The following is a 14115-nucleotide window of genomic DNA, read 5'->3' as shown; positions in this document are numbered from 1 at the left end:
ACAAAAAACTAACTATTACGTTTAAACTCACTAAGGATAATTGCTGTTGCGGTAGCTACATTTAAACTTTCTGTTTTTTGTAGGTCTCCAAATCTAGGAATACTGAGTCGGCTTGTAACTGTTTTTTCAATCTCTGCCGAAATACCATTGGCTTCGTTACCCATAATAATGATTCCGCTTTCGGGTAAAGTCGATTGATAAATGTTTTCGCCGTCCATAAAAGTTCCAAAAACAGCTAGTTTTGTTTGCGCAATAAACGTTTTCAAATCAACATAATTTACGTTTACTCTAGCAATAGACCCCATTGTAGCTTGCACTACCTTTGGATTATAAATATCAACGGTTTCTTTAGAACAAATAATTTGTTTGATACCAAACCAATCACAAAGACGTAAAATCGTTCCTAGATTTCCAGGATCACGAATATCGTCTAATGCTACGATCAAACCCGAGTCGATTATTTTATTTTCGGCAGGAATTTTGAATACCGCTAAACATGAATTTGGAGTGGATAAAGCACTTATTTTTTTAAGTTCTTGCTCATCAATTAGGGTTCGTTTTGAAGACGGAACCAGTTCAAAATCATTTAGAGTTGTATACAAATGTTCCAACTCAAAATTAGATTGCAACAATTCTTGAATTACTTTTACGCCTTCGGCAAAAAATAATTGATTTGCAAAACGTTGCTTTTTTTGATGTAAACTTGATATTAGTTTTATTTGGTTTTTACTAACCATAAAATAATGTACTTTTGAATTAAATATTTAAGAACACTTGAAAAAGAATTCCACAAAAATAGCAGCATTTATTCTAATAGCAATATTTATTTGCGCTTGTAATGCTGTAAAAAGAGTTCCGGACGGAAAAAAACTTCTTATAAAAAACAATATTCTTGTAAATGGCAAGCCCACTAATGATGAAACGGCATTCAATCAAATGTACCAAAAACCCAATGGTACTTTATTAGGCTACAAATTACGTCTGAATTTATACAATTTAGCCAATCTGAATCCAGACTCTACTTATCAGGCAAAATTCAAAAACCATCCAGGTAAATACGAGCGCCAATCCAAAATATTATCCGCCAAACAAGTAGACCGCTTAGGACAATCTTTTCTATACAAAGGCATTCATGAATTTTTAAAAAATACAGGAGAAGCGCCTGTCATTATTGATACGACAAAAACAAAAAAATCACTGTTGCGTTTGAAATTTTACTATTTCAACAATGGTTATTTTAACGTAATGACCGACTATACTATTGACAGTATAGCCAAAAAGAAAGCCAAAATAAACTACAACATCACCACCGGTACCGCTTACACTTTAGATACCATTAAAACTACCATTTTAACACCAGCCTTAGACTCATTATACAAAGAAATCAATGAACCTAGCTTCTTAAAATCAGGAAATCAATACAAAATCAATGATTTCGAGCAAGAGAAAAATCGCGTTACGACGTATTTTAGAAATCATGGCGCATATTATTTCCAACCTACTTATGTCACTTTTGACATCGATACCATTGGCAAAAAAAACAAAGCCGATGTGAATCTAATCATCAACAACAATAGTATTCAGGAAAAAGATTCTTCTCGAACAGAACCTTTCAAATTATACAAAATAAGTGATGTTAATATCTATACCGATTATTCGGCTGCAAATGCCAAAGGTAAAATCAACGATAGCGTTACCTATAATAATTTTAATCTCTACAGCTACAAAGAATTAAAATACAAGCCTCGTGCTATTACAGATGCTATTTTCATTACTAAAGGAAGTACTTTTGCCGATTTCAGAACAACGCTTTCTTCGCGTTATTTAAACAATCTTAAAATTTTCAATTATCCTTCCATTCAATACGAAGTAGATAAACGCGATCCAACAGCCCAATCTCTGATTGCCAATGTGTATTTGACCCCAAGGAAAAAATATAGTTTTGGTGCTAATTTTGACGTAACGCACTCTAATATTCAGGATTTCGGAATAGGAGCCAGCATCTCAGAAACCATTAGAAACGTTTTTAACAGAGCCGAAACCTTAGAAATCTCTACACGTTTAAACTTAGGCTCCTCCAAAGACATGGCCAATCCGAACAACAATTTCTTTAACGTTTCGGAATACGGTGTGGATCTAAAGCTTAATTTCCCAAGAATATTACTGCCGTTTGGAACCGAAAAGATTATTCCAAAAAGTATGATCCCTTCCACTTCAATTGCAGCGGGTTTCTCCAAACAAAGAAACATTGGTCTGGATAAAGAAAATTTTACTGGAGGTATCGCTTACAATTGGACTCCTAAACGACATAATAGCGTACGATTTGACCTATTGAACGCTCAGTTTGTCCGCAACTTAAATCCTGATAATTACTTTAAGGTATATACTTCTTCCTACAAAGAATTGAACAATATTGCCAATGTGTACAATACTAATCCAGACTATTTCAATAGTCCAGAAGACCGAAACCTTAAAATCACAGAAGGAACTACTGGATTCACCCAAGACGTTTTAAGCGGAAACACCCTACTAAACCCCTCTGATCCTCAATATAAGGACGTAGAAGGTATTGAAGAAAGAAGAATCCGTTTAACAGAAAACGACTTTATCTTAGCGACAAGTTATACCTTTACTAAAACCACTAAAAAAGATCTAGCGGACAACACTTTTTATCAATTCAAAACTAAAATAGAATCCGCAGGAACCTTATTATCAGCAGTTTCCTCTGTCGCGAACTTACCCAAAAACGCAGCTGGAAATCATGAAATATTCAACTTAGAATATTCCGAATATATTAAAACAGAATTTGATTATATTAAACACTGGGATTTTGGAAAAGAAAAAGTATTAGCCGTAAGAAGCTTTTTCGGAATTGCAATTCCTTTTGGTAATTCCGATTATATCCCCTTTTCAAGAAGTTATTACTCTGGAGGTTCTAACGACAACCGTGCGTGGCAGCCTTATGCATTGGGACCAGGAAGTACCGATGCCGTCAATGACTTTAATGAGGCGAACATGAAAATTGCCATGAGTGCTGAATTTCGATTCAAAATTTTTGGTGACGTAAAAGGAGCTATTTTTGCAGACGCTGGAAATATCTGGAATGTTCTGGACAATGTCACCGATGAAAAGGCCAAATTTTCTGGCATAAACGATTTAAAAGAAATTGCATTAGGTTCTGGATTTGGTTTACGATACGATTTAAGTTTCTTTGTTATCCGTCTAGATTTAGGCTTTAAGACCTATAACCCAGCACATGAACCCGGAAATCGTTGGTTCAAAGAATACAATTTTGGACACTCCGTTTTAAATTTTGGAATAAATTATCCTTTCTAATGCTAATTAATTCTTATTTTTGCATCCTAAAAACTAAAAACAACTATAAAAAAAAAACAATGGCACACAATATTAAACCAGGAGTAGCGACAGGAGATCAAGTTCAAGAGATTTTTAATTATGCTAAAGAAAAAGGATTTGCTTTACCAGCAGTAAACGTTACTGGGTCAAGCACAATCAATGGAGTTCTTGAAACTGCAGCAAAACTGAACGCGCCAGTTATCATTCAATTTTCAAACGGTGGAGCACAATTTAATGCTGGAAAAGGATTATCTAATGCGAATGAAAAATCAGCAATCGCTGGTGGAATCGCTGGAGCAAAACATATTCATACTTTAGCAGAAGCTTACGGTGCAACTGTAATTTTACATACTGACCACTGTGCTAAAAAATTATTACCTTGGATCGACGGTTTATTAGATGCTTCTGAAAAACATTTCGCAGAAACAGGAAAACCTTTATTCAGTTCTCATATGATCGATTTGTCTGAGGAGCCAATCGAAGAGAACATCGAAATCTGTAAAGAGTATTTAGCTAGAATGAGCAAAATGGGAATGACATTGGAAATCGAACTTGGAATTACAGGTGGTGAAGAAGATGGTGTTGACAACTCTGATGTAGATAGCTCAAAATTATACACTCAACCAGAAGAAGTAGCTTACGCTTACGAAGAATTATCTAAAATAAGCCCTAAATTTACTATTGCTGCTGCATTTGGAAACGTTCATGGTGTTTACAAACCAGGAAACGTGAAATTGACTCCAAAAATCTTAAAAAACTCTCAAGATTTCGTACAAGACAAATTCAAAACTGGTGCTAACCCAGTAGATTTCGTTTTCCACGGAGGTTCAGGTTCTACACTTGAAGAAATCAGAGAAGCAATTGGATACGGAGTGATCAAAATGAACATCGACACTGACTTACAATTTGCTTATACTGAAGGTATCCGCGATTATATGGTTAAAAATATTGATTATTTAAAAACTCAAATTGGTAACCCAGAAGGATCTGATGTTCCTAACAAAAAATATTACGACCCAAGAAGATGGGTACGTGAAAGCGAAGTAACATTCAACACAAGACTTGAACAAGCTTTTGCTGACTTGAATAACGTAAATACACTTTAAATTTTAGATTACTGAATTTAGATTCCGGACTTCTAAAAGACTGGAATCTAAATTTTAATTCAGATTGAAAAATCTAAACTTTAAAATCTACATTCTAAATTATAACAAATGGCTTGGTTTAAAAGACACGAAAAAGGGATTACAACCGCTACCGAAGATAAAATGGACGTTCCGAAAGGATTGTGGTACAAATCTCCTACTGGAAAAATTATTGATGCTGATGAATTAGCCCGAAACTTATTTGTTAGTCCTGAAGATGATTTTCATGTTCGAATTGGAAGCGCAATCTATTTTGAAATTTTATTTGACAATAATGAGTTTATCGAATTAGATAAAAACATGACATCAAAAGATCCTTTGCATTTTGTGGATACAAAAAAATATGCAGACCGATTGAAAGATGTAATGGAGAAAACTCACTTAAAAGACGCTGTGCGTACTGGAGTGGGAAAATCTAAAGGAAAAGAACTTGTGATTTGCTGTATGGATTTTGCCTTCATTGGAGGATCGATGGGAGCTGTAGTTGGAGAGAAAATTGCGAGAGGAATTAATCACGCAATCAAAAACAAACTACCTTTCGTTATGATTTCTAAATCAGGTGGAGCACGTATGATGGAAGCAGCCTATTCTTTAATGCAATTAGCTAAAACATCTGTAAAATTGGCTCAACTTGCTGAAGCAGGATTACCATACATCTCTTTGTGTACAGATCCAACTACTGGAGGAACAACTGCATCTTACGCCATGTTAGGAGATATTAATATTTCTGAGCCAGGTGCTTTGATTGGTTTCGCAGGACCTCGTGTTGTTCGTGATACTACTGGAAAAGATTTACCAGAAGGTTTTCAAACAGCTGAGTTTCTTTTAGAGCACGGTTTCTTAGACTTTATTACCCCTCGAAAAGAATTAAAAGATAAGATCAACTTATACATTGATTTAATTCAGAATAATGAAATTAGATAGTTTTCAAACTACTTAAATACATAAAAAATCCCATTTGCTTTTTGATTTGCAAATGGGATTTTTATTTTTTCTCAAAGGCCATACAACCAATCAAAAAGTGCAAATAAGCCTCTTAACCTACTTCATAGAAGCCATATCAATTACAAAACGATACTTAACATCACTTTTGTTCATACGATCGTAGGCTTCATTAATGTAAGACATATCAATTATTTCAACATCTGAAGTAATATTATGTTCGGCACAATAATCTAACATCTCTTGTGTCTCTTTAATACCACCTATTAAACTTCCCATAATACTTCTTCTTTTCATGATTAAAGTAAAAACAGGAATTTCAGCAGGCGCAGGCGGAGCACCAACTACAATCATGGTTCCGTTAGTGGTTAACAAATTCAAATAAGCATTATGATCGTGTTTGGCAGAAACAGTATTCAATATAAAATCGAAACTATTAGCCAAAGACTCCATTGTTTCTGGATTTGAAGTCAAAGCAAAATGATGCGCCCCTAATTTTTTAGCATCCGCTTCTTTGGATGGCGAATGACTCAACATAGTCACTTCAGCACCAAAAGAAACCGCAAATTTCACGGCCATGTGTCCTAAACCTCCAAGTCCTAAAACACCAACTTTATGCCCTTTACCTACTTTCAAATAGCGCAATGGTGAATAAGTAGTAATACCGGCGCATAACAATGGCGCAACTCCTTTTATATCTAATTTTTCAGAAACGTGAAGGGTATAACTTTCATCAACAATAATACTAGTAGAGTATCCACCTCGTGTTGGAATATCCGTTCCTCTTTCCACACTATTGTAAGTCCCTGTCATTCCTTCTTCACAGAATTGCTCCTCGCCTGACTGACAACTTGGGCAAACCCTACATGAATCCACAAAACAACCAACACCTGCCAGTTCACCTACTTTAAATTTAGAAACCTCACTTCCAACAGCAATAATTCTACCTACAATTTCATGTCCTGGTACTAAAGGGTAGCTTACAGGCCCCCAATCTCCTTTCGCAGTATGGATATCTGAATGACAAACACCACTGTATAAAATATCTATTTGAACCTGGTTAGCACCAACTTCTTTTCTTTCAAACGTATAAGGTTTTAACGGATTTGTAGCATCGTATGCCGCATAAGCTTTTACTGGTATCATATTTGTCTCCTTTTAATTTAGGGTACTAAAATTACAACAAAATTTTCCAACAAAGTAAAATTCTAAGTTGCAAAAAGATCATTTTTTCAAGCTTCTACTACATCCCTGTTCTAATAGCTTCTACAGGATCTAAATTTGCTGCTGAAATTGCAGGTAAGATTCCCGAGATCAATCCAATGAGCGCTGCCAAACCAGTTCCCAACAGGATATTGCCTAAACTTAAAACAAATTCGAAGTCTAACAGCTTGGTTAAAATCATCGAAATTCCCCAAACCATTAACAAGCCTATTATTCCTCCAATCACCGATAAAATAACAGCCTCAAACAAAAATTGAAACAATATAAATCGATTTTTAGCGCCCAATGATTTTTGAATTCCAATCAAATTAGTACGTTCCTTTACGGAAACGAACATAATATTGGCAATTCCAAAACCACCAACCAAAAGAGAGAATCCACTAATGATCCAACCCACTACATTCATCTGTCCTAAAATTCCATCTATAAAATCAGTAAAACCAGAAAGAACATTAACAAAAAAGTTATCCATCTCACCCGCTTTCATCCCCCTAATTCCTCGCAATTTCTGAGCTACTTCCGCTTTATAAGCATCCATATCAATTCCTTTCGCTGGTTTCAGAACAATTACCGGCGTCATCGAATCATTGTCTCCATACATTCGACGCAAAAAATTAGAGGGTAAATACACCCTAGTATCATTACTATCTCCAAAAAAACCAGCTCCTTGTTTGGCTATTACTCCAATAACAGTAAAACGCTGTCCATATAACCTAATATTCTTTCCAATGGGATCACTCGTACCAAACAGCCCATCGGCAATGTCGTATCCTAAAACCACAACGGCGGTCCCTGAATTCGATTCCGACTCGGTATAAAATCTTCCTTTATCAAAACTCAATCCATTAATTTCCGCCATTTCATTTGAGGAAGGAACAATATGCACGTCACTAACCGTTTTGGAATCGTACTTTAAACTTTCACTTTTGACAAAAAGCTGATAAGCGACCTGCTCGGTATTATTGAGCGAATTCTTTAAACTTATATACTCATCGTACTTCACATTTGGAAACTGCTCTCTTTTCCATTGCGGAATTTCAGAAGGCCCAAAGCAGTACTTCATCAAATAAATGGTGTTCTTATCCAAACTACTCAAATCTTTTGAAATCTTTCGATCTAAAGAATCTACAGCAGCCAATACCGCAATAATAGAAAAAATACCAATAGTCACACCTAACAAAGACAGTAGTGTACGCAATTTATTATTTCGTAATGCGTTAATGGCAAAACTCAAACTTTCTTTCAGTAACCTGAGATAAACTAACATATAACCTTTTTTTTGATCAAAGTAAAATTCAATAAATTAAAAACAATAACCTAACAAAACTTAACTTACTCATCAGTAGATTTTTTTAGCATAATGTTACATTAATTTTCTTTAAAATAATATATAAAAAAACTACTTTTGCAGTCTGAAAATCATAACTACACAATGAGTACAACTAAAACAATACAATCGGCATTAATATCTGTTTTTTCAAAAGATGGACTAGAGCCAATCGTTAGAAAATTACACGAACAAAATGTAACACTTTACTCCACTGGAGGAACTGAAGATTTTATCAAGAATCTTGGAATTCCTGTAGTTCCAGTAGAAGACATAACCTCATTTCCTGAAATCCTTGGAGGAAGAGTAAAAACATTACACCCGAAAATTTTTGGTGGAATTTTGAACCGTCAAGACAATGAAAGTGACGTACAACAAATGAAACAGTTTGATATTCCTCAAATTGATTTAGTAATTGTTGATTTGTACCCGTTTGAGAAAACAGTTGCCTCAGGTGCAAGTGAAGCAGATATTATTGAAAAAATTGATATCGGTGGAATTTCATTAATTCGTGCAGGTGCTAAAAACTTTAAAGACACTGTAATTGTAGCTTCGGTAAACCAGTACAGTTTGCTATTGGATTTGATCACTACACAAAATGGAGCGACAACTCTTGAGAACAGAAGATTATTGGCTACAAAAGCATTCCATGTTTCTTCTCACTACGATGGTGCTATTTTCAATTATTTCAACACCGATGAAACCATCTACAAAGAAAGTATCGAAAATGGACAAATTCTAAGATACGGAGAAAACCCTCATCAAAAAGGATTCTTCTTTGGAGATTTCGAAGCGATGTTCAATAAAGTACACGGAAAAGAATTATCCTATAATAATTTACTAGATGTTGACGCAGCAGTAAATTTAATAAATGAGTTTAAAACGGACGGACCAACATTTGCCATTTTAAAACACAATAATGCTTGTGGTTTAGCTTCAAGAAAAACCATCAGCGAAGCTTATCTAGCAGCTTTGGCTTGTGATCCTACATCCGCTTTTGGTGGTGTTTTAATTGCCAATACTAAAATTGATTTAGCTACAGCTCAAGAAATCAACAAATTATTCTGTGAAGTAGTAATTGCACCAAGTTATGATGACCAAGCAATTGCCGTTTTACAAGAAAAGAAAAACAGAATCATATTAATTCAAAATGAAGTAGCATTACCTTCAAGACAAGTAAGAACATGTCTTAATGGTTTGTTAATTCAAGATAGAAACAATATTACAGATACTAAAGAGCATTTAAAAACCGTTACTACTACAGCGCCTACTGCAGAAGAGGTAGAAGATTTAATCTTTGCTTCAAAAATATGCAAAAACACCAAATCGAATACCATTGTATTTGCTAAAAACGGAACGTTAATCTCCTCAGGAACTGGTCAAACATCAAGAGTCGATGCCTTAATGCAAGCTATCGATAAAGCAAAAGCTTTTGGATTTGATTTAACTGGTGCCTCAATGGCAAGTGATGCATTTTTCCCTTTTCCGGATTGTGTAGAATTAGCTAAAAAAGCAGGAATAACAGCCGTAATTCAACCAGGAGGCTCGATAAAAGACGAATTAAGTATAAATTACTGCAATGAAAATAATCTTGCAATGGTATTTACTGGAACACGTCATTTTAAACATTAATTTGTTTAACTTTGTTCAATAATTATTTATAACATTTTAAACCCCTAAAAAACTTATGGGATTCTTTGATTTCATGACCGAGGATATTGCGATAGACCTTGGTACCGCGAACACTTTAATCATTCACAATGATAAAGTTGTTATTGATAGTCCATCTATCGTTGCACGTGATAGAATATCAGGCAAAATCATTGCTGTTGGTAAGGAAGCCAATATGATGCAAGGTAAAACGCATGAAAACATCAAGACCATAAGGCCTTTGAAGGATGGTGTAATTGCCGATTTCGATGCTTCTGAGAAAATGATCAACATGTTTATCAAAAGTATTCCTGCATTGAAAAAAAGAATGTTTACTCCCGCTTTAAGAATGGTAGTATGTATTCCGTCTGGTATTACAGAAGTTGAGATGCGAGCAGTAAAAGAATCATGTGAAAGAGTAAACGGAAAAGAAGTTTATTTGATCCATGAACCAATGGCAGCAGCTATCGGTATTGGTATCGATATCATGCAACCAAAAGGAAACATGATTGTAGATATTGGTGGTGGAACAACTGAGATTGCCGTTATCGCATTAGGTGGAATTGTATGTGACAAATCTGTAAAAATTGCAGGTGATGTTTTCACAAACGACATTGTATATTATATGCGTACACAACACAATCTTTTTGTTGGAGAAAGTACTGCCGAAAAAATAAAAATTCAAATTGGAGCGGCTATCGAAGATTTAGAGACTCCTCCAGAAGACATGTCAGTTCAAGGTAGAGATTTACTTACTGGGAAACCAAAACAGGTAGATGTATCATACCGCGAAATTGCTAAAGCATTAGACAAATCAATTCAGCGTATTGAAGATGCGGTAATGGAAACTTTATCACAAACTCCACCTGAATTAGCAGCAGACATCTACAATACTGGTATTTATTTAGCCGGTGGTGGATCTATGCTAAGAGGTCTTGACAAACGTATTTCACTTAAAACAGATTTGCCTGTTTATATTGCAGAAGATCCTTTAAGAGCTGTAGTACGTGGAACTGGAATGGCCTTAAAAAACATTGCAAAATTCAAAAGTATCTTAATTAAATAAGACACTTATTAATACCAATATATTCTATTAGAGTTGAATTCTCATATTCAACTCTAATAAAATTTGAACCTATAAGCATATCCTGAAACAAAATAACAGAACAAGAAATGCAGCAAATTTTTAATTTCCTCATAAGAAACAGTAATCGATTGCTGTTTTTGCTGCTTTTAGGTATTTCGTTGGCTCTCACAATTCAATCTCATTCCTATCACAGAAGCAAAATGATCAGCTCGGCTAACTTTTTAAGCGGAGGTGTTTATGAAAGAATCAGTCATATCAACGAATATTTGAATTTAAGAACTGAAAATGACGAGCTTGTACTTGAAAACGCAAGGTTAAAAAGTCTTTTATTCAACAAAGAGGACACTACAAAAATTCCTTTGGCGGATCATGTAAAAGGGACAAAACCTGCAGATATCATTGTTTCAAAAGTAATTCACAACTCATACAATACGCATGAAAATTTTATTACATTAAATTCAGGATCAAATGATGGTGTAAAACCAGACATGGGAGTCATAAACAGTTTAGGAATCATCGGTATCATCGATGACACCTCACCTAGATATTCAACTGTTGCGAGTATCCTAAATATCAAATCACAAATCAATGCCAAACTAAAGAAATCCAATCACTTTGGTTCTTTAACTTGGAATGGGAAAAGTACGGGCTTTGCGCAATTAAGAGACGTTCCTAGATTAGCTTCTGTTCGAAAAGGCGACACCATCGTAACCGGTGGACAATCTGTCATTTTCCCAGAAGGAATTAACATCGGTACCGTTGACAAAATATACACCGAAGCCAAAACAAGTTACTATGTTATAAACGTTAAACTATTTAACGACATGACAAACTTAGGACATGTTTACATTATCAAGAGCAAAGACAGAGAAGAACTTATTAATTTAGAAAAAAAGGAAAAAGATGAATAGCGCTTTGTTAGTCAATATTTTTCGATTTATTATGTTACTAACAATTCAAATTGTTATTTTCAATAATATGAATTTTTTAGGGTACATAAGTCCCTTCCCATATATCCTATACATTATTTTGTACCCCGTAAACAGCAACAGGACGAGTTTGATCGCCTCTAGTTTTTTATTAGGATTGACAATGGATATGTTTTGCAATTCTGGAGGAATACACGCCATGGCCTGTCTTGTACTCGCCTACTATAGACCATATATTTTTAAGTTTTCTTTTGGATTGAGTTACGAATATCAAACCATAAAACTCAATGAGTCGTTAACACCTGAACGTTTTTCGTTCATTTTAGTTTCCGTTTTATTGCATCATATTGTTTTGTTCATACTCGAGGCCTTTCAGTTTAAATTTATTTGGGATATTTTGCTTCGATCTTTGTTCAGTACCCTATTTACGCTAATCATTTCAATCATAATAATATATCTTATTAAGCCCAATAAACGATGAGAAAAGTTCTGCTGCCCTCTTTAATTATTATTGCAGCATCTTTGCTAGTGATCAGGATATTTTATTTGCAAATTGTAGACGATAGCTTTAAGCTAAAATCAGAAAATAATGCAATAAAAAAGAAATATGATTATCCTGAAAGGGGTTATATTTATGATCGTAATGGTAAATTATTAGTAGCCAATCAAGCTTCTTATGATATCATGGTGATCCCAAGAGACATCAGAGAGGACCTGAATGTAACAGAGTTTTGTAGCTTACTAAACATCACCAGAGAAGACTACGAAAAGAGAATTGCTAAGGCTAAAATATACAGCCCTAGATTACCCTCAGTATTCTTGCCGCAACTTAACAAAAGTGAATTTGCCGCTTTTCAAGAAAAAATCAGAAAATTTGAAGGTTTTTATTTCCAAAAAAGATCACTTCGTGATTACGAAGTAGATTATGGAGCCAATATCTTTGGATTCATCACACAAGTCAACGAAAAGCTGATTGCTAAAAACCCCTACTACAACAGTGGGGATTTAATTGGAAAACAAGGTGTAGAGGAAAGCTACGAAGATATATTACGTGGAATTAAAGGGGTGAAATACATCCAAAAAGACAAATACAACAGAGAAATAGGTTCCTACAAAGAAGGAAAATACGACACTATTGCCGTAGCTGGAGAAGACATTAATTTAACTATTGATGCTGAACTTCAAAAATATGGCGAAGAATTAATGATCAACAAAAGAGGGGGAATTGTTGCTTTGGAACCTAAAACAGGTGAAATTCTAGCTCTAGTTACTGCCCCTTCCTATGATCCTGGGATTCTAGTAGGTCGACAACGCTCTAAAAACTACACACTTTTATACCACGATTCTATTGCAAACCCCCTTTATGACAGAGCACTCTTAGCAGAGTACCCTCCGGGTTCTCCATTTAAAATATTAACGGGATTGGTTGCCCTTCAAGAAGGTGTAATCAATGAACAAACGACTTTTATGTGTCACCATGGTTTTAGCTATGGTAGAGGCCGATTTATGAAATGCCACGGTTCTGGCCCACATCAATTACACAACGGAATTTACAATTCTTGTAATACCTATTTTGCACAAGCCTATATGCTCACGATCAACAAATACAATAATCCAGCAAAAGCAGTTGACGTATGGAGTGATCACATAAAAAGTTTTGGATTAGGTCAGTTTATGGGTTATGATTTACCAACGGGTAAAAGAGGAAACGTTCCAACATCAAAAACGTACAAAAAAATATACCCAAATGGTGGATGGAGAAGCACAACCATTGTCTCCAATTCAATTGGTCAGGGAGAAGTTTTAATGACACCAATTCAATTAGCCAATATGATGGCCACAGTAGCCAATCAAGGTTATTATTTTACGCCTCATATTATCAAAAAAATTGAAGGTGAAAAAATAGATCCGAAATTCACTACCAAACACGAAACAACCATAGATAAGAAATACTTCCCTCCTGTCATCAGTGGTTTGTTCGACGTTTACAACCTAGGAACTGCGAGCAGACTTAGAGTCGAAGGTATAGATATTTGCGGAAAAACAGGAACGGCTGAAAACTATGCTAAAATTGGAGGAAAAAGAGTGAAACTTGAAGATCACTCCATTTTTGTTGCTTTTGCCCCGAAAGACAACCCTAAAATCGCTATTGCCATTATGATTGAAAATGGAGGTTTTGGAGCTTCGATCGCAGGACCAATTGCCAGTTTAATGATTGAGAAATACTTAAAAAGGAAAATCACCCGAAACGATTTAGAAATTAAAGTTTTAAACAAGAGCCTTGTAGGCGAATATTCTAAATTAGGGGGAATGGATGCTGCAAGAGCAATCGAAAGCACACCAAAGGATTCTCTTTTAAAAGCTAAAATCGTTACCCCGAAAGCCATAACTCCTAAAACAGAAGTTAAAAAAGCAATATCAGACACCACCAAAAAGAACTAAGAAAGATTATTT

General features: G+C 35.0%; 11 protein-coding genes. 8 read left to right on the top strand and 3 right to left on the bottom strand.

The genetic code is table 11. From position 1 onward, the window contains the following. Window positions 1-8 precede the first annotated feature (8 nt). Window positions 9-737: a TrmH family RNA methyltransferase gene (locus AC51AA_RS14900; protein WP_500703016.1), complete on the bottom strand. Its 729-nt coding sequence runs from the start codon at window positions 735-737 to the stop codon at window positions 9-11. Window positions 738-774: 37 nt separating this feature from the next. Between AC51AA_RS14900 and tamL the strand changes: the two genes are divergently transcribed. The 3 genes from tamL to accD all read left to right on the top strand — a co-directional run bounded on the left by tamL (window position 775) and on the right by accD (window position 5426). Further along, the gene (gene tamL / locus AC51AA_RS14895) at window positions 775-3336 is read left to right on the top strand and encodes a translocation and assembly module lipoprotein TamL (protein WP_500703015.1); all 2562 of its coding nucleotides are present in this window, start codon (window positions 775-777) and stop codon (window positions 3334-3336) included. A gap of 59 nt (window positions 3337-3395) precedes the next feature. Further along, a complete protein-coding gene (fbaA, locus tag AC51AA_RS14890) occupies window positions 3396-4463 on the top strand; it encodes a class II fructose-bisphosphate aldolase (RefSeq protein ID WP_500703014.1) in 1068 nt (355 codons plus the stop codon). A 108-nt stretch (window positions 4464-4571) separates the two neighbouring features. Further along, window positions 4572-5426: an acetyl-CoA carboxylase, carboxyltransferase subunit beta gene (accD, locus tag AC51AA_RS14885; protein ID WP_500703013.1), complete on the top strand. Its 855-nt coding sequence runs from the start codon at window positions 4572-4574 to the stop codon at window positions 5424-5426. A gap of 117 nt (window positions 5427-5543) precedes the next feature. On the opposite strand, the gene AC51AA_RS14880 is transcribed toward accD, so the two are convergent. Both AC51AA_RS14880 and AC51AA_RS14875 read right to left on the bottom strand, forming a co-directional pair. Further along, window positions 5544-6590, bottom strand: coding sequence for an NAD(P)-dependent alcohol dehydrogenase (locus AC51AA_RS14880; protein ID WP_500703012.1), 1047 nt, complete (start codon window positions 6588-6590; stop codon window positions 5544-5546). Between the two features lie 97 nt (window positions 6591-6687). Beyond that, a complete protein-coding gene (locus AC51AA_RS14875) occupies window positions 6688-7935 on the bottom strand; it encodes an ABC transporter permease (protein WP_500703011.1) in 1248 nt (415 codons plus the stop codon). Window positions 7936-8100: 165 nt separating this feature from the next. On the opposite strand from AC51AA_RS14875, the gene purH reads away from it, so the two are divergent. From purH to mrdA, 5 genes are all read left to right on the top strand, one after another. Beyond that, window positions 8101-9627 (top strand): bifunctional phosphoribosylaminoimidazolecarboxamide formyltransferase/IMP cyclohydrolase, encoded by a 1527-nt coding sequence (gene purH / locus AC51AA_RS14870; protein WP_500703010.1) that lies wholly within the window; start codon window positions 8101-8103, stop codon window positions 9625-9627. Window positions 9628-9682: 55 nt separating this feature from the next. Next, complete coding sequence (locus tag AC51AA_RS14865) at window positions 9683-10711, top strand: rod shape-determining protein (RefSeq protein ID WP_500703009.1); 1029 nt, start codon at window positions 9683-9685, stop codon at window positions 10709-10711. A 107-nt stretch (window positions 10712-10818) separates the two neighbouring features. Further along, window positions 10819-11643 (top strand): rod shape-determining protein MreC, encoded by an 825-nt coding sequence (gene mreC / locus AC51AA_RS14860; protein WP_500703008.1) that lies wholly within the window; start codon window positions 10819-10821, stop codon window positions 11641-11643. Further along, entirely contained in the window at window positions 11636-12142 is a 507-nt protein-coding gene (locus AC51AA_RS14855) for a rod shape-determining protein MreD (RefSeq protein WP_500703007.1), read from the top strand. The genes mreC and AC51AA_RS14855 overlap by 8 nt, the downstream gene beginning before the upstream one ends. Further along, window positions 12139-14103: a penicillin-binding protein 2 gene (gene mrdA, locus AC51AA_RS14850; protein ID WP_500703006.1), complete on the top strand. Its 1965-nt coding sequence runs from the start codon at window positions 12139-12141 to the stop codon at window positions 14101-14103. Before AC51AA_RS14855 ends, mrdA begins: the two co-directional genes overlap by 4 nt. Window positions 14104-14115: the final 12 nt, after the last annotated feature.

Source organism: Flavobacterium sp. OHVDL-2026-0007, from assembly GCF_059882335.1.
This window is presented reverse-complemented; position numbering and strand designations above follow the sequence as displayed.